The sequence below is a fragment of the Micromonospora sp. WMMD1102 genome (assembly GCF_029626265.1).
Taxonomy (GTDB): domain Bacteria; phylum Actinomycetota; class Actinomycetes; order Mycobacteriales; family Micromonosporaceae; genus Plantactinospora.
The window spans coordinates 7,191,777-7,213,595 of record NZ_JARUBN010000001.1; the positions used below are offsets into that span (position 1 = coordinate 7,191,777).

Consider the following 21,819-nt stretch of genomic DNA (forward strand, 5'->3'; position numbering starts at 1 on the left):
CAGCATCGGCCCGGTCATCAGTTCGGCCCGCCCGACGACTGCTCGTCGGCCACCCGGCCGACTATCGGCTCCAACCGCTCCCGGGTGACCCCGGCCCGGATCACCACCGCGATCCGGTTCTCCCGGTCCAGCACGATGGTCGCCGGGATCGAGTTCGGCGGAATGTCGAAGGCCAGCGCCAGCCGGCTCGGCGGGTCGAAGAGGCTCGGATAGCTCACCTGGTAGGCCGCCTCGAACGCCTTCGCCTTGTCCCGCCCGTCCTGGATGTTGATGCCGAGGAACCGTACGCCCCGGTCCCTGGTCGCCTGGTGGGTGGCCTCCAGGTCGTCGGCCTCGGCCCGGCAGGGCGCGCACCAGGAGCCCCAGAAGTTGACCACGACCACCTGACCGCGCTCCCGCGCCAGGTCGTACGCCTCGCCGTCCAGCAGCTCACCGGCGATCTGCGGGGCCGCCGGGCGATGCTCCGGCGCGCACTCGACGATCCCGTCCGACGTCGCGCAGTCGTCCTTCCAGTCGCTCCCGCTCCCGCTCCCGCCACCGCCGCCCGAGCAGCCGGCCAGGGCCAGCGTCGCGGCGACGGCGAGCAGCACCCCGAGGCCGGCGAGCCGCCCGGTGCCCCGGGACCGGCCCGCGCGTCGACGCGCTTCCTCGGCGGGTACGCCGGGGCCGCGCTCCACCCGACCGGCGCGGGGGCGGCTCATCATGCCCCCTTGGCCGTCCGGGCCGTCGGCGACATGGCGACCAGGTGCGCGGCCGGCTCGGTGTAGCCGATTCCGACGATCTTGGCGCCGTCGAAGTGGAACGAGGTCAGGCTGGCCAGCCCGCACTGCCGCCGGCGCGGGTCGTGCCAGAGCCGCTTGCGTTCGACGTACCGGCGCAGGGTCCAGATCGGAAGCTGGTGCGAGACGCAGACCGCCTCCCGCCCCTCGGCGGCGATCCGGGCCGCGTGCAGCGCCGCGAACATCCGCTCCGCGATAAGCGTGTACGCCTCGCCCCAGGACGGGGTCACCGGATCCCGCAGCACCCACCAGTTGCGCGGGTCCCGGAACGAGCCGTCGCCCGGCGAGACCCGCTTCCCCTCGAACCAGTTGGCGCTCTCGATCAGCCGCTCGTCCACCCCGACCGGCAGCCCGAACTGCGCCGCGATCGGGTCCGCGGTCTGCTGGGCCCGCTCCAGCGGACTCGCCACCACGTGCGTGACGTTCCGCTCCGCGAGCGCCTGGGCGGCGGCCTTCGCCATCTGCACGCCCAACTCGGAGAGACGGTAGCCGGGCAGCCGGCCGTAGAGGATCTTCTCCGGGTTGTACACCTCGCCGTGCCGGAGCACGTGCACGACAGTTGTGCTGCCCATCCCGCTACCCCCCGTTACCGGCCGCCGCCGCAGCCTTCGCCGCGACCGGCAACACCGCCGCGACCTGCTCCAGCGCGGCGTCGTCCAGCGCTGTCGACACGAACCACGACTCGAACGAGCTGGGCGGCAGGTAGACGCCGCCGGCCAGCATCGCGTGGAAGAACGCCCGGAACGCCGCGACGTCCTGGGTGCGGGCGGTGTCGTAGTCGTACACGTCCGCGTCGGTGAAGAAGACCGAGAACATGTTCCCGGCGTACGAGAGCCGGTGCGGCACACCGGCGGCGGCCAGCGCCTCGCCGGCCAGTCTGCCCACGGAAGCGGCCGTCGCGTCCAGCCGCTGATAGGTCGAGGCGTCGGCCAGCCGCAGCGAGGCCAGCCCGGCCGCCGTGGCCAGCGGGTTACCGGAGAGCGTGCCCGCCTGGTAGACCGGTCCGGCGGGAGCGAGTCGCCCCATCACCTCGGCCCGCCCGCCGAACGCGGCGGCCGGCAGCCCGCCGCCCATCACCTTGCCGAAGGTGTAGAGGTCGGCGTCGACCGGATCGAGCCCGGCCCAGCCACCCGCCGAGACCCGGAACCCGGTCATCACCTCGTCCATGATCAGCAGTGCGCCGTGCGCGTGCGCGATCCGGGCCAGCGCCTGGTTGAACCCGTCCCGGGGCGCCACCACACCCATGTTCCCCGGGGCCGCCTCGGTGATCACCGCCGCGATCTCCGACCCCTGCGCCGCGAAGACCGCCTCCACCGCGCCCACGTCGTTGTACGGCAGCACCACCGTCTCGCCGGCCGCCGCGTCGGTCACTCCCGGCGAGTCGGGCAGCGCGAGCGTGGCCACCCCGGACCCCGCCGAGGCGAGCAGCGCGTCGACGTGCCCGTGGTAGCAGCCGGCGAACTTGACGATCCGGCTCCGGCCGGTGAACCCCCGGGCCAGCCGGATCGCCGACATGGTCGCCTCGGTCCCCGAGTTGACCAGCCGTACCTGCTCGACCGGGGTACGCGCGACGATCTCGGCGGCCAACTCGACCTCGGCCCCGGTCGGGGCGCCGAAGCTGGTCCCGCCGGCAGCCGCGGCCTGCACCGCCGCCACCACCTCCGGATGGGCGTGCCCGTGGATCAGGGGCCCCCACGAGCAGACCAGGTCGACGTAGCGTCGCCCGTCCACGTCGACCAGCCACGCCCCCTCGCCCCGGGCCATGAACCGGGGTGTGCCGCCGACGGCCAGGAACGCGCGCACGGGAGAATTCACCCCGCCCGGCACCAGGGTGCGGGCGCGGTCGAACAGGGCCTGGGAAGCCGGTGCCGCGGCCGGATAGCGACCGGGGCCGGCGGGGTACGTCTCACTCACGGTGCCGCCATTCTGTCAGCGCTGCCTGGATGCCCGGCATCCACCCCTCACCCCGTCGCCCACGTCACGTCCAGCCCCCGCACCCGCCCCGCCAACCGGTCCCGCCCGGCAACCGGCCGGACCCTCCCGCCCACCACTTCCGGCCCGCGACCACCCCCGGCCCGCCATCGCCACACCGGCGGGGCGGACAGCCATCAACAGGCCGGTTCGGTCAGGTCGCGATAGGCTGATCGGGTGAACCGGGCGGACCTGACCATCGCCGTGCAGCGCGGCAGCGACGAGGTGACCCTCCTCCTCGCCGGTGAGATCGACATGCTCACCGCCACCAGGTTGTCCAGCGCCGTGAACGAGATACTCGCCGACGCGCCGTCCCGAATCGTCCTGGATCTGTCGGATGTCACCTTCTGCGACTCGCAGGGTCTCGGCACGCTTGTCGTGCTCAGCCGCAAGGCGAGCCACTCGCAGAGCCTGCTGATGCTGACCAACGTCGGCGACTTCCTGCTCCGGGTGCTGGACATCACCGGCCTGCGCTCCGCCCTGATGATCCGCAACGAACAAGCCACCGGCTGACCCGAGCAACCGAGCGACCCCGGTGCCCGGCCCCCACCCGGCTGGCCGGGCTCACAGCACACACTGCCGCCTGATCCTCACCCGGCGGGCCAGGCACGCAGCGCACACCGCCGCTTGGCCCCGCCCGGCGGGCCAGGCACGCACCCGCCCACCGCCACCACGTCAGGGGTTGGGGGCCGGATCGCCCGCGTCGGGATCAAGCCTGACCGCCCAGAGCGGGCGATCCGGCCCCCAACCCCCACCACGACGACGCGCAAGCAACCCCAGAACCTCACCAACCCCAGAAACCGGACCCCAGGACCAGTTCAGGCCACCGCCCCCCACCGAGCCTGCTCCAACACCCGCACCGCCCGCTCCCGCCCCGCCGGATCGTCCGACCGCAGCAGCGCCACCGCGTCGTCCACCGCCTCGGTCATCCCCCGCCATTGGTTGTCCCGCTCCCGGACCAGCTCGGACTGCGCGGCGAGCTGCCGGGTCTTCACCCACAACTCGACGAATACCGAGACCTTCGCCCGCAGTACCCACGGATCGAACGGCTTGGTCAGGTAGTCGACCGCACCGACCGCGTAACCCCGCAGGGCGAGTTGGGCGTCCCGGTCGGCGGCGGTGAGGAAGATGATCGGGACGTGCCGGGTACGTTCCCGCCGCTTGATGTGACTGGCGGTCTCGAAGCCGTCCATCTCGGGCATCTGCGCGTCCAGCAGGATGACCGCGAAGTCCTCGACCAGGAGCTGCTTCAGTGCCGCCTCGCCGCTCTCCACCGCGATCGACTGCACCGGCAGCCCCTGGAGGATCGCCTCGAGAGCCATCAGGTTCTCCCGCCGGTCGTCGACCAGCAGCGCTTTGGCCAGCTCACTCACCGGCTCGTCCCCCGTCCCCGGATCGTTCCCGTACCCAGCCGCGCGCTCACCCTTCGACCTCCCGTCCGTCCCCGCTGACCCAGGAGGCCATCAGTTCGATCAACTCGTCCAGGTCCACCGGCTTGGTGATGTAGTCGCTCGCACCCGCGCCGAGCGCCGACTCGCGGTCGCCGGGCATCGCCTTCGCGGTCAGGAACACCACCGGCAGGTCGGTGAAGCGGTGGTTGCGGCGGATCGCCCGGGTCGTCTCGTAGCCGTCCTGGTCCGGCATCATCGCGTCCATCAGCACGATGTCGACCTCCGGATGCTCGGCGAGCAGGCGTACCCCGTCCACGCCGTTGTCCGAGTAGAGCACGGTCATGCCGTGCAGCTCCAACGCGCTGGTCAGGGCGAAGACGTTGCGTACGTCGTCGTCGATGATCAGTACGGTGGCGCCGTCGAGCTGCCGGGCCGCCGGGGTGATCGGCCGGTCCGGCTCGGTCGGGGTACGCAGCATCGCCGGCAGGCCGCCCCGGGGCGTCTGCATCGGCGGTACCGGCACCGGGGCGACCACCGCGTCCGGGGCGAGGACGTCCGGCACGAAGAGGGTGAACGTCGAGCCCTGTCCCGGCGCCGACGAGACGGTGATGGTGCCACCGATCAGTCTGGCCAGGTCGCGGCTGATCGACAGGCCGAGGCCGGTGCCGCCGTACCGCCGGCTGGTGGTGCCGTCGGCCTGCTGGAACGCCTCGAAGATCAGCCCGAGTTTGTCGTCGGAGATGCCGATGCCGGTGTCGATGACGGTGAACGCCACCACCTGACGTGCGGTCGCCAGCGCGGGTACGTCGAAGAACGCCCCTTCCGGCGCCGGCCCGATCCGCAGTGTCACCGCCCCGTTGTCGGTGAACTTGACCGCGTTGGAGAGCAGGTTGCGGAGGATCTGCTGCAACCGCTGGGCGTCGGTGACCAGGGTCGGCGGCAGCTCCTTGGAGATCCGTACCTGGAAGTCCAGGCCCTGCTCCTCGGCCTGTGGCGCGAACGCCTGCTCGACGTAGCCGCGGATCTCGGAGAAGCGCACCTCGGTCGGCTCGACGTCCATCCGGCCCGCCTCGATCTTGGACAGGTCGAGGATGTCGTCGATCAGCGAGAGCAGGTCGGAGCCGGCGCTGTGGATGGTGCGGGCGAACTCGATCTGCTTCTCGGTCAGGTTGCTCTCCGAGTTGTCGGCCAGCAGCCGGGCCAGCAGCAGCAGCGAGTTGAGCGGGGTACGCAGCTCGTGGCTCATGTTGGCCAGGAACTCCGACTTGTACGCCGACGCGCGGGCCAGCTGCTGTGCCTTGTCCTCCAGTCCGATCCGGGCCAGCTCGATCTCCCGGTTCTTCGTCTCGATGTTGCCCTTCTGCTCGGAGAGCAGCTGCGCCTTGTCCTCCAGTTCGGCGTTGGTGCGCTGGAGTTCGGCGGACTGTTCCTGGAGTTCGTGGGCGAGCCGCTGGGACTGCGAGAGCAGTTCCTCGGTACGCCGGTTGGCCTGGATGGTGTTCACCGCGATGCCGATGGTCAGCACCAGCCGTTCCAGGAACGCCAGGTGCAGTTCGGAGAAGGGCGAGACGGTGGCGAACTCGATGACGCCGAGGAGTTCCCCCTCGAAGAGCACCGGCAGCACCACCAGGTCGGCCGGGGGCGTGCTGGCGAGCCCGGAGCGGACGGTGAGGTTGCCGTTCGGCGGTGCGCCGACCCGGATCGTCCGGCGCGACACCGCCGCCTGCCCGACCAGGCCCTCGCCGGGGCCGAACGTGACGTCGTGGTGCCGGGCGACGTAGCCGTACGAGGCGGTGAGCCGCAGCCGCATCACCGCCTCGTCGGTGTCGGCCAGGAAGAACGCGCCGAGCTGCGCGTCGACCAGCGGGGTCACCTCGGTCATGATCATGCGGCAGACCTCGCCGAGGTCCCGCTGCCCCTGGAGCAGGCCGCCGATCCGGGCCAGGTTGGAGTCGAGCCAGCCCTGCTCGGCGTTCTTCTTGGTGGTCTCCCGGAGCGTGACGATCATCTGGTTGATGTTGTCCTTCAGCTCGGCAACCTCGCCCTGCGCCTGCACGGTGATCCGCTGGGTCAGGTCGCCGGTGGTTACCGCCGTGGAGACCTGGGCGATCGCCCGGAGCTGGGTGGTGAGCGTGGAGGCGAGCTGGTTGACGTTCTCGGTGATGTCCCGCCAGGTGCCGGAGACCCCCTTCACCTGGGCCTGGCCGCCGAGCTTGCCCTCGACGCCGACCTCCCGGCCGACCCGGGTCAGCTCCTGGGCGAACGAGGAGAGCTGGTCGACCATCGTGTTGACGGTGTCCTTCAGCTCCAGGATCTCGCCCTGCGCGTCGACGGTGATCTTCTGGCTCAGGTCGCCCCGGGCCACCGCCGTGGTCACCGAGGCGATGTTCCGGACCTGCGAGGTGAGGTTGGAGCCCATCGAGTTGACGTTGTCGGTCAGGTCCCGCCAGGTGCCGGAAACGCCCTTCACCTGGGCCTGGCCGCCGAGCTTGCCCTCGGTGCCGACCTCCCGGGCCACCCGGGTCACCTCGTCGGCGAACGACGACAACTGGTCGACCATGGTGTTGACCGTCTGCTTGAGTTCCAGGATCTCGCCCTGCGCGTCGACGGTGATCTTCTGCGACAGGTCACCCTTGGCGACCGCGGTCGACACCTGGGCAATGTTCCGGACCTGTGCGGTCAGGTTCGAGGCCATCGAGTTGACGTTGTCGGTCAGGTCCCGCCAGGTGCCGGCCACGCCGCGCACCTGGGCCTGGCCGCCGAGCTTGCCCTCGGTGCCGACCTCCCGGGCCACCCGGGTCACCTCGTCGGCGAACGACGACAACTGGTCGACCATCGTGTTCACCGTCGACTTCAACTCCAGGATCTCGCCCCGGGCGTCGACGGTGATCTTCTGTGACAGGTCGCCCTTGGCCACCGCCGTGGTGACCGAGGCGATGTTCCGGACCTGCGCGGTCAGGTTGGACGCCATCGAGTTCACGTTGTCGGTCAGGTCCCGCCAGGTGCCGGAGACCCCCTTCACCTCGGCCTGACCGCCGAGCTTGCCCTCGGTGCCCACCTCCCGGGCCACCCGGGTCACCTCGTCGGCGAACGACGACAACTGGTCCACCATCGTGTTCACCGTCGACTTCAACTCCAGGATCTCGCCCTGCGCGTCGACGGTGATCTTCTGCGACAGGTCACCCTTGGCGACCGCGGTCGAGACCTGGGAGATGTTCCGGACCTGCGAGGTGAGGTTGCCGGCGAGCTGGTTGACGTTCTCGGTGAGCGCCCGCCAGGTGCCGGAGACCCCGCGTACCTGGGCCTGGCCGCCGAGCTTGCCCTCGATGCCGACCTCCCGGGCCACCCGGGTCACCTCGTCGGCGAACGACGACAGCTGGTCCACCATCGTGTTGACGGTGTCCTTCAACTCCAGGATCTCGCCCTGCGCGGCCACCGTGATCTTCTGGCTGAGGTCGCCCCGGGCCACCGCCGTCGACACCTGGGCGATGTTCCGCACCTGGGCGGTCAGGTTGGACGCCATCGAGTTGACGCTGTCGGTCAGGTCCTTCCAGGTGCCGGCGACGTTCGGCACCTCGGCCTGGCCGCCGAGCTTGCCCTCGGTGCCGACCTCCCGGGCCACCCGGGTCACCTGCTCGGCGAAGAGCCGCAGCGTGTCGGTCAGCCCGTTGATCGTGTGCGCCAGCTCGGCGACCTCGCCCTTGGCGGAAACGGTGATCTTCTGCGACAGGTCGCCCCGGGCCATCGCCGTGGTCACCTGCGAGATCGACCGCACCTGGTAGGTCAGGTTCGACGCCATCGTGTTCACCGAGTCGGTGAGGTCCTTCCAGGTGCCGGCGACGCCGCGTACGTCTGCCTGGCCGCCCAGCTCACCCTCGGTACCCACCTCCCGGGCCACCCGGGTCACCTCGTTGGAGAAGGACGAGAGCTGGTCGACCATGGTGTTCACGGTGCGGCCGATCCGCAGGTACTCGCCGCGCAGCGGCCGGCCGTCCATCTCCAGCGCCATGTGCTGCGAGAGGTCGCCGTCGGCCACCGCCACGATCACCCGGGCGATCTCGGTGGTCGGCCGGCCCAGGTCGTCGATCAGCGAGTTGACCGCCCGCTGCCCCTCGGCCCAGGCGCCGTCCAGCCCCTCCTCGTCCAGCCGCTCGGTGAGCCGGCCGTCCCGTCCGACGATCCGGCTGATCCGGCGCAGGTCGAGGTGCTGCCGCTCCTGGAGCGAGACCACCTCGTTGAAGGCGTCGGCCACCTCGCCCGCGACACCGGCCCGGCGCGGCAGCCGTACCTTCAGGTCGCCGCGGCGGACCCGCCGCAGCGCGTCGGCGAGTTCGCTGAGCAGCACCGCTTCCTCGGCGGCGGACCGCTCCTCGGCAGAGAACTGTTTCGCCGTGGTCATCGTGCCTCGCTCAGGTTTCGAAGGAGGTGGGCCGGTCCGGCCGGCCCGCGCCGCCAGGTGGTCGGCGTATCCGCTCCGCCGCGCCCGCGCGAACCCGCGCCGGTCACGGCCACACCCATCATTGTGCCTTTCGTCCGTCCGATGCCACCCTCGGCCGCACGCCGGAGGCGGCGGGTGGCCGACGGGACCGGCACGGCGAGAAAGCGGTCAGAACGGTCAAGTGGGGCAGTGTCCAGCCTAGCGCGCCCCGCACGGGCGCCCGGCGGGCACGAGCGGGCCACCGACGTGCCCGACCCGGATAGGGTGGCCTGGATCTCGGATCGGTGGAGGATACGAAGGGTGTCAGCGGAGGCGGGCGGCACGGGCACCGGCGGGGCGGGCGGCGCGGGCGGCGGCGACCAGCTGCGCAGGGTACGCCTACCCGCCGACCGGCGTACCCCGGCGGCCGCCCGCGCCCTGGTCCGGTCCGTACTCGACGAGGCCGGCCTCGACGAGCTGCTCAACGAGGCGCTGCTGCTCACCACGGAACTCTCCACCAACGCCGTGGAACACGCCCGCACCGAACTGGACATCGAGGTCGTCGCGGACCCTTCCGGGCTGACCGTGACCGTCTCCGACTTCGCCGCCGGACCGCTCGAGGACGTGACGGCCCGGCCCAGGAACGACCTGACGGACATCTCCCAGGTCTCCGAGCGGGGCCGGGGACTGCTCCTGGTCGACCACTTCGCCAGCCGCTGGGGCACCACCCACCAGGCCACCGGCAAGGGCGTCTGGTTCCGGCTGGACCGCAAGGGTCAGCCCGCTCCCGGGCAGTACCCGCCGGTGGAGGGGATGACCCGGGCGGCTTCGGTCAGCGCGCCCCCGCCGTCCGCGCCGAGCGCCGGGGCGATGAGCGCGCTGATGCAGACCGCCCCGGACCCGTACGCGGACGACCCGCTGCCCACCTTCGCCGCCGACCTGCTGGTCCGGCTCGGCGACATGGTGGGCGCGGCCGGCGGCGCGGTACGCCTGGACCGGGGCGACGGGGCGGGCTGGCAACTGCTGGCCCGGTACGGCCGGCAGCCCCGCACCGGCGACGAACTGATCCGGGTGCCGTTGACGGTGCACCGGCCGTACGCGGGAGAGCTGGAACTCGACGCCGCCCCCTCCGGGTACGCCCGCCCGCTCGCCACGCTGGTCGCCGAGCGGCTCTCCCTGCACCTGGAGAACGACCGGCTGCGCCGGGCCGACGTACGCCGGCAGACCTGGCTGACCTTCCTCGCCGAGGCGAGCGAGCTGCTGGCCCAGTCGCTGGACGTCGAGTTGACGATGGCACTGATCCCGCAGCTCGTGGTGCCCCGGCTCGGGCAGTGGTGCGCGGTGCACGTCACCGACGAGTGGGGCCGGTTGAAGCTGGCCTCGGCCACCCACGCCGACGAGGCGGTGCTGCCGCAGCTGCACAAGATGCTCTCCGACGACGGTCCGGAGTCGGTGCAGTCCCGGCTGCGCGAGGCGTCCCGCAGTCAGGGGCAGGTGCCGATCGGCCCGCCGCTGGACGGCTTCGCCATCCCGCTGGTGGCCCGGGGGCAGCGGCTCGGCACCCTGGCGGTCGGCCGGCACCAGCGGCACCGGCACGACCCGGACGAGATCGCCGTGCTGGAGGACGTGGCCCGGCGGGCGGCGCTGGCCATCGAGAACGCCCGGATCCACGACGAGCGGCGCAAGGTGGCGCACACTCTCCAGCAGTCGCTGCTGCCGCCGGTGCTGCCGGTGGTGGACGGCATCGGGTTCGCCGCCGAGTACGTGCCGACCGGGGACGCGGCCGAGGTCGGCGGGGACTTCTACGACGTCGTACCGCTGACCGAGGACCGCTGGCTGGTGGTGGTCGGGGACGTCTCCGGCAAGGGTGTGCAGGCGGCTACGGTGACCGGGCTGGTCCGGAACGTGATCCGGGTGCTGGTCGGGGACGGCAGGCCGTTGCCGGAGGCGCTGTCCCGGCTCAACGGCACGCTTGTGGAGCGGGGCGGCGGCCGGTACTGCACGCTGGCGCTGGCCGCCGTGCAGCGGGACCGGACCGGCCGGCTCACCGTCTCGCTCTATCTGGCCGGGCACGACCGGCCGGTGCTGGTCCGGGCGGACGGGCGGACGTCGTTCGTCGGCTCCGGCGGTACGGCGCTCGGCCTGCTCGACTCGATCACCTCACCGGTCGCCGAGGTGCGGCTCGGTCCCGGTGACGCGCTGGTCTTCTACACCGACGGGGTGACCGAGCGGCGGCGCGGCCGGGAGCTCTTCGGCATCGACCGGCTGCGGGACGCGGCGGCGCCGCTGGCCGGTTATTCGGCGGACGTGGTGGCCGCCCGGCTGCGCGCCACGGCGATCAACTTCTCGGTCGAGTCGCCCCGGGACGACATCGCCATCCTGGTGCTCCGGAACGACTCCACCGACTGACCGCCTGCCGCTCCCGGGTCGACGACCTGGAGGAAACCTTCAGAGCTGAACATCCATTAAGGCAAGTATTTACATGTCTCGATCAGCTCGATAGCATTCCCCTGCGTACGCATCGGCCGGCCATTCCCCCACCCCGCTCGGGAAGGACGGAACCCTTGCGATCGATCCGGCTACTCTTCGCCCTCACCGCAACCGTCTGCAGCACGTTCGCCGCGACCCTGGTGGCGGCGACCCCGGCACACGCCGCACCGGTGTTCAAGGCACCGTTCCCCTGTGGACAGCGCTGGACCTACTCCCACCACAGCGCCGAGGTACGTCTCGCGCTCGACTTCGTCCGCTCCGACGGCGGCGGCACCGCCGGCACCCCCGTACTCGCCTCCGCCCCGGCACCGCCCGGCGCTACTACCAGGCCGGCGGGGCGGGCAACTACATCGTGATCAACCACGGCGGCGGCTGGACGACGTACTACTTCCACCTCGCCGCGTTCTCGGTGGCCGACGGCGCCACGGTCGGCCAGGGCCAGCAGATCGGCACCACCGGCAGCACCGGCAACTCGACCGGGGCGCACATCCACTACGAGCAGCTCTACAACGGGGCCGGACAGACCATCGTGATCAACGGCAGCTCGCTGGCGCCCTATCCCGGCTCGTACAACCAACGGCACCTGACCAGCGACAACGGCTGTGGTGGCGGTACCGCCTTCTGGACCTGGGGCACCGGGGTACGGGTACGCAGCGACGCCCGGCTGGCAGCGGCCACCGTGACCAAACTGGCCGGACCGACCCTGGTGTACGTGCTCTGCCAGAAACAGGGCGACACGGTGAGCGCCGAGGGCTACACGAACAACTGGTGGTCCCGGCTCCGTGACCAGAACGGCTTCATGACCAACATCTACATCGACCATCCGGCGGCCCAGCTGCCCGGGGTGCCGAACTGCTGACCCGGGCCCGGCCCGGTCGGCACGGACCGACCGGGCCGGGCACACCCCCGCCCAGGGGTCAGATGCCGCCCGGGTAACGCCCGGGGGCGAGTCGTCGGGCCGGATCGAACCGTTCCTTGACCCGGCGTCGCAACGGCAGGTCGGGCAGGTCGCCCCAGAGGTCCACCACCGCCCGGATCCGGGCCGGGGCGGCGACCACCAGGCAGCGGCCGGAGCGGGCCCGCAGCACCGCGCGTACCCCGTCGAGGATGGTGGCGACCCGCTGCGCCGACGAGTCGGCGGGCAGCGCGGCGTGCACGACGCCGAGCCCGGCCGAACCGCGTACCGGCACGGGTGAACCGGCCGCGTCCCGCAGCGCGTAGACGGCGGCGTGCAGGTCGTGGATCGGCACCTCGAGGCGCAGCGCCACCTGGTCGGGCCGGAACGGGTAGCGGCGCCACCAGGCCGGTGCGGTCGGCTCGGCCCTGGCGTCGCCGCCGAGCAGCCTGGTCAACCGGGCCACCCGCTCGGCCACCTCGGCCGGCCCGCCCTCCAGCAGCACCGCCAGGGTGCCGGCCCCGGGCTCACCGAACCGGCCACGCCCCGTTACAGCCCGGCCGGCGCCGGGGCGCCCCCGGCCGGCGGAGTCGACCGGGGTGGTCGGCCGGGCCGGCACGACGGAGCGATCCGGGGTGCCGAACCAGCCGGGCGGGCCGGACGGGCCGGGTGCCCCCGTGGCGCCCGGCCCGTCCGGTGGCAGGTGCCCGCCGGAGCCGAGGCCACGCGGTCCGCCCGCCGGCACCCGGCCGCCGGGCAGGTCCACCTCGACTGCGGTGGGCCGCAGGTCGGCGTCGAGGACGGCGCTCACCAGGTCGTGCACCTCCAGCGGGGTCCAGACCGAACGGGTCACCCAGACCCGGCTGGCCGGGATGGGCTGCACCCGCAGGGTCGCCGAGACCAGCACGCCGAGCGCGCCCTGCGAGCCGCAGAGCAGCCGGGGAACGTCGGGATCGACCGGCACCGCCGGTCCGCCCGTGACGTCGGGCCGGCCGGAGACATCGGGCCGGCCGGTCGCGCCGGCCCGGACGTGCGCCAGCACCCCGGAGGCGTCGACGTAGCTGACCCCGACGAGCTGGTCGCAGGGGCCACCGTGCAGGTGCCGCAGCGGGCCGCTCTCGTCGGCGGCGACCACGCCGCCGACGGTGGCGCCGACCGAGGGCACGTCGAACGGCAGCCGGCGCCCGGTCCGTTCCAGGATCGCCTCGGCGGCCCGGACCGGCGTGCCCGCCCCGACCTCGGCGACCAGCTCGTCCTCCGGCTGCTGCCAGACCCCGGCCAGCCGGCCGGTGTCCAGCACGATGTCGACCTGCGACGGAGGCAGGCCCCAGTCCAGCTTGGTGCCGGCCCCCCGGGCGACCACCGAGAGGTCGTGTTCGGCGGCCAGCCGGACCACCTCGGTGACCGCCTCCGGACTGCCCGGTGCCGCGACCCAGCGGGCCGTCGCGCCGGCCACCCCGTCGGCCGCTCCCGCCGGGCGGGCGAAGTGGGCACCACAGATGCCCGCCAGTCGCCGCGCGATGTCGACGCCCCCGCGCCGTTCTATCGAGATCTCCCCCACCTTGGTCATCGTACACATGTACTAATCTTCGGCAACGCCCGGACCGGACCGAACCACCCTGGCGACCGACCGGACGGGTAACGTGACCCCGGTGACCACTGAGACGACCGCCGCCCCCGTCGCCAAGCGGGTCCCCACCGAGCGCACCCACCACGGCGACACGGTGATCGACGAGTACGCCTGGCTCGCCGACAAGGACGATCCGGACACGATCTCCTACCTGAATGCCGAGAACGCGTACACCGAGCAGACCACGGCCCGGCTCGGGCTGTTGCGGGAGACGCTGTTCAACGAGACGAAGCGGCGGACCAAAGAGACCGATCTATCGGTGCCGACCCGCAAGAACGGCCACTGGTACTACACCCGGACGGTCGAGGGCGAGCAGTACGGCATCCACTGCCGCCGACCGGTACGCGACGACGAGACGGCCCCGCCGATGCCGTCGGACGGCGCACCGCTGCCCGGCGAGGAGATCCTGCTCGACGGCAACGCGCTGGCCCAGGGGCACGACTTCTTCGCGCTCGGCACCTTCGACGTCAGCCCGGACGGTCGCTGGCTCGCATACTCCACCGACTTCGCCGGCAGCGAGCGGTTCACGCTGCGGGTCAAGGACCTGCACACCGGCGAGGTGCTCCCCGACGAGGTGCCGGACACCTTCTACGGCAGCGCCTGGTCGGCCGACGGCTCCACGCTGTTCTACCTGACCGTGGACGAGACTTGGCGGCCCTACCGGGTGTGGCGGCACACCGTGGGCACGGCGGCCGAGGCCGACCAGATCGTCTACCAGGAGGACGACGAGCGGTTCTGGGTCGGCGTCGGGCTGACCCGCTCGGAACACTTCGTCGTCGTCGACTCGCACAGCAAGGTGACGAGCGAGGTACGCGTCATCCCGGCCGCCAACCCGACCGGCGAGCCGGCGGTGATCGCCCCCCGCCGGCAGGGCGTCGAATACTCTGTCGAGCACCACGGGCACCGCTTCCTGATCCTGCACAACGACGGTGCGGAGGACTTCGCGCTGGCGTACACCTCGGCGGACGCGCCCGGCGACTGGGTGCCGATGATCGAGCACACTCCCGGCACCCGGCTGGAGTCCGTGGACGCCTTCGCCAACCACCTCGTGGTGTCGCTGCGCACGGCCGGGCTGACCGGGATCCGGGTGCTTCCGGTGGGCAGCACCGAGACGTTCGACATCGACTTTCCCGAGCCGCTCTACAGCGTCGGCCTGGACAGCAACCCGGAGTACCGGACGACCGAGATCCGGCTGCACTACGCCTCGCTGACCACGCCCGACTCGGTCTACGACTACGACCTGGTCACCCGGGAGATGGTGCTGCGCAAGCGGAAGCCGGTGCTCGGCGACTTCGACCCGGCGAACTACGAGCAGCACCGGGACTGGGCGCTGGCCGACGACGGGACCCGGGTGCCGATCTCGCTGGTCTGCCGGGCCGGCACCCCCCGGGACGGTTCGGCGCCGTGCGTGGTCTACGGCTACGGCTCGTACGAGGCGAGCATGGACCCGTGGTTCTCCATCCCCCGGCTCTCCCTGCTGGACCGGGGCGTCGTCTTCGCCGTGGCACACGTGCGCGGCGGCGGCGAGCTGGGCCGCCGATGGTACGAGACCGGCAAGCTGCTGGCCAAGAAGAACACCTTCACCGATTTCGTGGCGGTCGCCCGGCACCTGGTCAAGGCCGGCTGGACGACGGCGGACCGGCTGGTCGCCCGGGGCGGCTCGGCCGGTGGGCTGCTGATGGGTGCGGTGGCCAACCTGGCGCCGGACGCCTTCGCCGGGATCGTCGCGCAGGTGCCGTTCGTCGACCCGCTCAGCTCGATCCTCGACCCGTCGCTGCCGCTGACCGTCACCGAGTGGGAGGAGTGGGGCAACCCGCTGGAGAACCCCGAGGTGTACGCGTACATGAAGTCGTACTCGCCGTACGAGAACGTCACCGCGCAGGACTACCCGGCGATCCTCGCCGTCACCAGTTTGAACGACACCCGGGTGCTCTATCACGAGCCGGCGAAGTGGGTCGCCCGGCTGCGTGCCGTCGCGCCGCAGGGGTCGTACCTGCTCAAGACGGAGATGGGTGCCGGGCACGGCGGCCCGAGCGGGCGCTACGACTCCTGGCGGGAGGAGGCGTTCGTCGCCGCCTGGATCCTCGACCGGCTGGGCGTGGCCGGGCGGTGACGGAGTTTTAGTTAAGAACCTTGCGAGAAAGCGCTCTCTGGCGTAAAAACATTTACATGCGTACACGCCGAGCCACCCTCGTCCTGGCCCTGCTGGCCGCCAGCCTGGTGGTGACCCCACCCAGCCCGGCCGTCGCCGAGCCGGGCGCGCTCACCTGGAGCGACGAGTTCAACGCACCAGCCGGCACCCCGCCCGACGGCAGCAGGTGGAAGCACGACATCGGCGGCGGCGGTTGGGGCAACAACGAGCAGCAGTACTACACCAACAGCACCAGCAACGCCGCGCACGACGGCAACGGCAACATGGTGATCACCGCTCGCCGGGAGAACCCCGCCAACTACCAGTGCCACTACGGCCGCTGCCAGTACACCTCGGCCCGGCTGCTCACCGCGGACCGCTTCACCCAGACCTACGGCCGGTTCGAGACCCGGCTCAAGGTGCCGCGCGGCCAGGGCATCTGGCCGGCGTTCTGGATGCTCGGCGGGATGCCCTGGCCGGACATGGGCGAGATCGACATCATGGAGAACATCGGCCGCGAGCCGGGCAACGTCTACGGCACGCTGCACGGTCCCGGCTACTCCGGCGGCAGCGCGATCAGCCACCGCTACACGCTGCCGGGCGGCCAGGCGTTCGCCGACGCCTTCCACACCTTCACCGTGGACTGGGCGCCGGACTCGATCACCTGGTACGTCGACGGCATCCAGTACGGCCGCAAGACCCCGGCCGACCTGAACGGCAACCGCTGGGTCTACGACCACCCGTTCTTCATGATCATGAACGTGGCGGTCGGCGGCCACTGGCCGGGCTACCCGGACGCCAGCACCACCTTCCCGCAGCAGATGGTCGTCGACTACGTCCGGGTCTGGGGCTGGAACACCGGCGGCAACCCGGGCACCGGCAGCCAGCTCGTCGGGCTCGCCAACAGGTGCATCGACATCCCCGGCGCCAACCCGGCCGACGGCACCCAGTTGCAGATCTGGGACTGCAACGGCACCGCCGCCCAGCGCTGGACCTTCACCGGCGGCACGATCCGGGCGATGGGCAAGTGCATGGACGTGGCGAACGGCTCGACCGCCAACGGCGCCAACATCCAGATCGTCGGCTGTAACGGCAACCCGGCCCAGCAGTTCGTGCTGAGCGCGGCCGGCGACCTGGTCAACCCGCAGGCGAACAAGTGCGTCGACGTACGCGACCGGAACACCGCCAACGGCGGCAAGCTCCAGCTCTGGGAGTGCACCGGCGGCGACAACCAGAAGTGGCGCCGCGCCTGACCCACCGCGAACCCGGCCCCGCACCGATCGCCTGGTGCGGGGCCGGTCGCCTGGTGCGGGGCCGGTCGCCACGACGGCTCGGCGAGCGGACATAGTCCGTTGTGGAAGCTGTCGAGCTGGGTGCACAGACGGGGCGGGCGCACAGGCGGGGCAGCTCGACAGTCTCCACCCGGAGCTGTGTCCGCTTCCCGGGACAGGTCCTGGAACCGCCGCACCGGTACCCCGACCGACGTGCGAACGCGTGCCACCACCCGGGTCCGGGCCACCGAACCCAGGTGGGCCGCGTGGAAGTGCCAGCGGCTAGCCCGCCGGCCGGTTGAGCTGGCGGCGCCGCCAGGCGGGACGTTCGGCGTTGGTGAACCAGCGCAGCAGCCACTCGACCGGCCCGTGCCCGTGCCGGGCCAGCCACCAGCGGCTGACCACCAGCTGACCGGCGGAGACGGCCAGGGCGAAGAGCAGCATCTCCAACGGCGAGACCTGTCCGACCAACCCGAAGCCGACCCCGGTGAAGATGAGCAGTGTGGCGACCGACTGGCCGAGATAGTTGGAGAGCGCCATCCGGCCCGCCGGGGCCAGTGTCGAGCCGAGCCACCGGCCCCGGTCACCGTGCAGCACCCGGACCAGGGTCGCGGCGTACGCGGCGGCCAGGAACGGGGCGGTCAGCGCGCTCACCAGTACGCCGAGGGTGTTGCCGTTGCCGCCGATCGAGGCGTAGACGACGCCGCCGGTGATGCCGACCGGGAAGCCTACGAGTTGGACGACCCGCAACCAGGTCTCCCGCCCGGTGAGCCCAACCAGCACCCGACGCCGGGCGGCGACCATGCCGAGCAGGAACATCGCCAGGGTGGTCGGGCCCTGCACGGTCAACTGGGACAGGCCGTAGAGCGGCAGGATCGCGACGTGCTCGTGGACCACCGAGCCGAACCCGCCGGCCAGGTTCGCGGTCGTCTCCTGGGCGGCGGCGACCTGACTGGCGTGGTCGAAGTAGCTCGCCGTGTCCACCAGGAGCAGGCTCGCACCGAGGCCGAGCAGCAGATAGCCGTAGAGCGCGGCGGCGACGACCAGCGCGGTCCGGTCACGTATCCCGCGCAACGCCAACAGGACCGCGCCGAGCAGGGCGTAGACGGTGAGGATGTCACCGCTGATCAGGAAGACCATGTTCACCGCGCCGAGGGCGAGCAGGCCGAGCAGCCGGCGTACCATCCGGGGCCGGAACGCCGTCCCGGCCCGCGCCGCCGCGTCCGCCTGGAGGACGAAGCTGTAGCCGAACATGAACGAGAAGAGCAGGTAGAACTTCATCCCGAAGAAGCCGAGGTTGAGCCAGCGCACCGCGTCGTCCAGCCAGGAGTCGTACGCCGGGTCGGTCACCGTCGTGCTGTAGCCGGTGGCGGCGAAGGGGATGTTGACGACGAGGATGCCGAGCAGCGCGAAGGCGCGCAGTGCGTCGAGATCGGGGATGCGGGCCCGGGAGGCCGTGCCGGCGGTCGCTGTGGTCACCGTTCGAGCACACCAGCGCCGGGCCGCCGGGTCAGGAGCGTCAGGTCCCGGGGCCGGGGTGGAGTTAACCCCACCGGTCCGGTCGGCCGGTGGGAATCGCCGTCGTGCCGTCAGCCGGCGGCGGCACCGTCGGCGGGGCGGCCAGCGGCGGCGGCCAGGACCGCCGGGTCGACGTTGCCGCCGGTGACCACCGCCACGGTGCGACCGGCGGGCAGTTCGGCGGCGTGGAACATCCGGGCCGCCGTGGTCACCGCGCCACTCGGCTCGACCACCAGCCGGGCGTCCCGGACCAGTCGGGTCATCGCGGCGGCGATCTCGTCCTCGCCGACCGTCACGATGCCGTCCAGCCGGGCGCGCAGGTGTGCGAAGGTCAGCGCGGAGAGGTTGGTCCGCAGCCCGTCCGCGCTGGTCCGGTAGGTACGGGCGGGTTCCCACTGCCGCAGTTCGCCGCTGCCCAGCGACTCGGCCGCGTCGGCGGCGAGCGCCGGCTCGACCCCGATGACCCTGACCTCCGGGCGCAGCCCCCTGACCGCCGTGGCGACCCCGGAGGCGAGCCCACCGCCGCCGACCGGCACCAGCAGCACGTCCAGGTCGGGCAGGTCCGCCAGCACCTCCAGTCCGATGGTGCCCTGGCCGGCGATGATCCGCCGGTCGTCGAAGGGCGGGACCAGGGTGCGCCCCTGCTCGGCGGCGATCGCCTGGGCTACCGACAGCCGGTCGGCCGGGGCGACCATCCGCACCTCGGCGCCGAGCGCGCGTACCTGGTCGACCTTTGCCGCCGGAGCGCCCTCGGGGATCACCACCGTGCAGGGCAGGCCGTACGCCCGGGCGGCGTAGGCGAGCGCCTGCCCGTGGTTGCCGGAGGAGTGCGTCACCACCCCCCGGTCCCGCCGGGCCGGATCGAGCCGGGCCACCGCGTGCGTCGCACCGCGCAGCTTGAACGAGCCGACCGGTTGCAGGCTCTCCGGTTTCAGCCAGAGCCGGTCGTCCCAGCGGCAGGGCAGCAGCGGCGTACGCAGCACCACCCCGGTCAGGTCCCCCGCCGCGGCCCGTACGTCGTCGACGGTCACGAGATCCACCGGTTCATCCTGCCACTGCGGCGACCTGCCGGTCCGCGGCGGTCCAGTCCGCAGCGGTACCGGCGGTTCGGGGCATGGCACCCCTGCCCCGCCTCGCCCCGCCGTCCGAGACGAAGATGACGATCCCTGCTAGGCGAATAGGGATGAAGCCTACTATTTGCCTCAAGGCCCCGGAGGATACGAGGATCGCGATGACCAGCCCCGAGCAGTCCGGCGAGCAGCCGTACCGGCCCGGCGCTGGTTCCGACGGGCCGGCGGCGGGCGGGGACCGGCCGGCCGAGCCGGTACCCCGGTCGTGGGACTGGGCGATCGACCCGCCGCCGCCGGAGGGGCCGACCAGGGAGCCGGCCCCGGACCCGGCGGCCGGCTCGACGGTCGACGAGGTCCCCGAGCCGTTCCCGTCGACCGGCCGCTTCCCCGACACGGTCGCCCCCGGCGCCGGCCCGCCCTCCCCACCGGACTGGTCCACCCCGCAGACGCGGGCCAGCACCCCGCCGCTGAGCGGCTATCCGCCACCCGCCGGCGACAACCCGCCACCACCCGGCGGTCCCTCGCCGCAGCCACCGACCTGGCCGTCCCGACCACCGCAGGGCGGGGCGGAGCCGTCCCGACCACCGCCGGGCGAGGCGGAGCCGGCCCGACCGCCCGCCGGCCTCGCCAAGGCTCCCGAGTTCGTCCGGCAGGCCGACCGGCGCTGGTGGTTCGTGCTCGGCCTCGTCGCCGCCCTGCTCTCCTGCTGCTGCGTGGCCGCCGCCGTGATCGTGCTGGCCTGGGGGCCGGACATCTACACCGGGCTGCGCGACCGGAGCCCCCGGGTGGTCGACCTCAACCAGGCGGCCCGGGACGGCGACCTGGAGTTCCGGGTGCGGGAGTTGCGCTGCGGGCTCACCGAGGTCGGCGACCCGCTGGTCAGCCAGCTCGCGGTCGGGCAGTTCTGCGTGGTCGACCTCGCGGTCCGCAACCTCGGTACCCGACCGGTGACGTTCCAGGACACCCTCCAGGTCGCGTACGGGCCGGCGGGGCAGCGGTTCGGGGTGGACAGCTCGGCCGGGCTGCTCGCCAACGCGGACCGGCTCGGCTTCCTCAGCGAGATCAACCCCGGCAACCGGGTCACCGGGGTGGTCGTCTACGACATCCCGCCCGACGCCCGGATCGTCCGACTCCGGCTACGCGCCAGCGCCACCTCCCCGGGCATCCAGGTCCGCACCGGCTGACCGGACGGGTGAACCGGGAAGGCGGGCCGGGAGAGGCGGACTGGGAAGGTGAACGGTCAGCGGGCGTGCCAGGCGGCCAGCACCTCGGCCTCCTCGGTCTCGGTGAGGCCGATCCGCTGGCCCGCCTCGGGACCGGCCGCCGCCAGCCAGGCCGCGGTGTCCCGGACCGTCTCGGCCAGCGGCCGGGTCCGCAGCCCGGCCGCCAGGCTCGCGGAGACGTCCCGGCTCAGGAACCCGGCGTACTCCGGCACCGGCAGCCACAACGGCACCGACCGTGCACCGGACCAGGGCGCCACCTCCTGCTCGGCCAGGAAATCCTGGGGCACCCAGGTCGGCTCGACCCCCTCGGGGAGTACGTCGGCCAGGAAGGCGGCCCGGGTCGTCGGCGCGCCGGTGCCGTCGTACGTGCCGGTGAGTTTGCCTTCGCCGGCCGTCACGATCCAGTCGGCGAGGTCGCGTACGTCCACGAGCTGCACCGCCTCGTCCGGCGTACCGGGTGCGAGGACCTCACCGCCCCGGGCGGCCCGGCGCACCCAGTACTCGAAGCGCCCGCTCGGATCCTCGGGCCCGACGATCAGCCCGGCCCGGCAGACGAACACCGACCCGGCACCGAACGCCTCCGTCACGATCCGCTCACAGCTCACCTTGCAGGCGCCGTACGACTCCGCGTCCCGGGTCGGGTCCTCCGCGTCCGACGGCGCGGGTGGGAGTAGCGGGGCGGTGTCGGCCCGCTGGCCGGGGGTGGCGGTGTCGGAGTACACCGAGCCGGTGGAGACGAAGGTGAAATGTCCCACCCGGCCGGCGAGCGCGGTAGCCGCGTTCCGGACCTGTTCGGGATGCCGGGCCACGTCGACGACCGCGTCGAACTCGCCGGTGAGCGCGGCCAGGCCGGCCGGGTCGGTACGGTCGACCCGGACGAAGCGGACGCCGTCGACCGGGTTCCCGGAGGCGCCCCGGGCGGCGCAGGTGACGTCGTGGCCGGCGGCCAGGGCCCGCCGGGCGACGGCCCGGCCGAGGAACACGGTGCCGCCGAGAACGAGGATGCGCATCCGGCGATGGTGCCCGGCCCGGA

14 protein-coding genes and 1 pseudogene are annotated in these 21,819 nt (G+C 72.4%); 6 read left to right on the forward strand and 9 right to left on the reverse strand.

From position 1 onward, the window contains the following. Nucleotides 1-17: 17 nt before the first annotated feature. Genes O7626_RS32600 through hemL form a run of 3 tightly spaced genes read right to left on the reverse strand, consistent with a single transcriptional unit; the run spans nucleotide 18 to nucleotide 2,693 of the window. Nucleotides 18-701, reverse strand: coding sequence for a TlpA disulfide reductase family protein (locus tag O7626_RS32600; protein ID WP_278064843.1), 684 nt, complete (start codon nucleotides 699-701; stop codon nucleotides 18-20). Then, nucleotides 701-1,351: a histidine phosphatase family protein gene (locus tag O7626_RS32605; RefSeq protein ID WP_278064844.1), complete on the reverse strand. Its 651-nt coding sequence runs from the start codon at nucleotides 1,349-1,351 to the stop codon at nucleotides 701-703. The genes O7626_RS32600 and O7626_RS32605 overlap by 1 nt, the downstream gene beginning before the upstream one ends. Nucleotides 1,352-1,355: 4 nt before the next feature. Then, entirely contained in the window at nucleotides 1,356-2,693 is a 1,338-nt protein-coding gene (gene hemL / locus O7626_RS32610; RefSeq protein WP_278064845.1) for a glutamate-1-semialdehyde 2,1-aminomutase, read from the reverse strand. Between the two features lie 234 nt (nucleotides 2,694-2,927). Here hemL and O7626_RS32615 point away from each other — a divergent pair, with 234 nt between their 5' ends. Continuing rightward, on the forward strand, nucleotides 2,928-3,263 hold the full coding sequence (locus O7626_RS32615) for an STAS domain-containing protein (protein WP_278064846.1): 336 nt from the start codon (nucleotides 2,928-2,930) through the stop codon (nucleotides 3,261-3,263). Between the two features lie 305 nt (nucleotides 3,264-3,568). On the opposite strand, the gene O7626_RS32620 is transcribed toward O7626_RS32615, so the two are convergent. Beyond that, nucleotides 3,569-4,123, reverse strand: coding sequence for a response regulator (locus O7626_RS32620; protein WP_278064847.1), 555 nt, complete (start codon nucleotides 4,121-4,123; stop codon nucleotides 3,569-3,571). 46 nt (nucleotides 4,124-4,169) lie between these two features. Then, complete coding sequence (locus O7626_RS32625) at nucleotides 4,170-8,540, reverse strand: HAMP domain-containing protein (RefSeq protein ID WP_278064848.1); 4,371 nt, start codon at nucleotides 8,538-8,540, stop codon at nucleotides 4,170-4,172. A 339-nt stretch (nucleotides 8,541-8,879) separates the two neighbouring features. Between O7626_RS32625 and O7626_RS32630 the strand changes: the two genes are divergently transcribed. Both O7626_RS32630 and O7626_RS32635 read left to right on the forward strand, forming a co-directional pair. Then, nucleotides 8,880-10,967 (forward strand): SpoIIE family protein phosphatase, encoded by a 2,088-nt coding sequence (locus O7626_RS32630; protein WP_278064849.1) that lies wholly within the window; start codon nucleotides 8,880-8,882, stop codon nucleotides 10,965-10,967. Nucleotides 10,968-11,185: 218 nt separating this feature from the next. Beyond that, nucleotides 11,186-11,655: pseudogene (locus tag O7626_RS32635) on the forward strand (M23 family metallopeptidase); the annotation flags it as partial. A gap of 310 nt (nucleotides 11,656-11,965) precedes the next feature. Here O7626_RS32635 and O7626_RS32640 read toward each other — a convergent pair. Beyond that, nucleotides 11,966-13,522, reverse strand: coding sequence for an FAD-binding oxidoreductase (locus O7626_RS32640; RefSeq protein ID WP_278064850.1), 1,557 nt, complete (start codon nucleotides 13,520-13,522; stop codon nucleotides 11,966-11,968). Nucleotides 13,523-13,595: 73 nt separating this feature from the next. On the opposite strand from O7626_RS32640, the gene O7626_RS32645 reads away from it, so the two are divergent. Both O7626_RS32645 and O7626_RS32650 read left to right on the forward strand, forming a co-directional pair. Beyond that, nucleotides 13,596-15,686, forward strand: a complete 2,091-nt coding sequence (locus tag O7626_RS32645; RefSeq protein ID WP_278064851.1) for a S9 family peptidase — start codon at nucleotides 13,596-13,598, stop codon at nucleotides 15,684-15,686. Nucleotides 15,687-15,742: 56 nt separating this feature from the next. Beyond that, entirely contained in the window at nucleotides 15,743-16,957 is a 1,215-nt protein-coding gene (locus O7626_RS32650) for a family 16 glycosylhydrolase (protein ID WP_278064852.1), read from the forward strand. 300 nt (nucleotides 16,958-17,257) lie between these two features. Here O7626_RS32650 and O7626_RS32655 read toward each other — a convergent pair whose 3' ends face one another. Together O7626_RS32655 and O7626_RS32660 are read right to left on the reverse strand one after the other, a co-directional pair. Further along, nucleotides 17,258-18,454 (reverse strand): DUF418 domain-containing protein, encoded by a 1,197-nt coding sequence (locus tag O7626_RS32655; protein WP_278064853.1) that lies wholly within the window; start codon nucleotides 18,452-18,454, stop codon nucleotides 17,258-17,260. Nucleotides 18,455-18,564: 110 nt separating this feature from the next. Then, nucleotides 18,565-19,533 carry a threonine/serine dehydratase gene (locus O7626_RS32660; protein WP_278064854.1) on the reverse strand — a complete coding sequence of 323 codons (969 nt, stop codon included), beginning with the start codon at nucleotides 19,531-19,533 and terminating at the stop codon, nucleotides 18,565-18,567. A gap of 191 nt (nucleotides 19,534-19,724) precedes the next feature. Between O7626_RS32660 and O7626_RS32665 the strand changes: the two genes are divergently transcribed. Beyond that, entirely contained in the window at nucleotides 19,725-20,747 is a 1,023-nt protein-coding gene (locus tag O7626_RS32665; RefSeq protein ID WP_278064855.1) for a DUF4352 domain-containing protein, read from the forward strand. Nucleotides 20,748-20,803: 56 nt separating this feature from the next. On the opposite strand, the gene O7626_RS32670 is transcribed toward O7626_RS32665, so the two are convergent. Beyond that, complete coding sequence (locus O7626_RS32670) at nucleotides 20,804-21,796, reverse strand: NAD-dependent epimerase/dehydratase family protein (protein ID WP_278064856.1); 993 nt, start codon at nucleotides 21,794-21,796, stop codon at nucleotides 20,804-20,806. Nucleotides 21,797-21,819 lie beyond the last annotated feature (23 nt).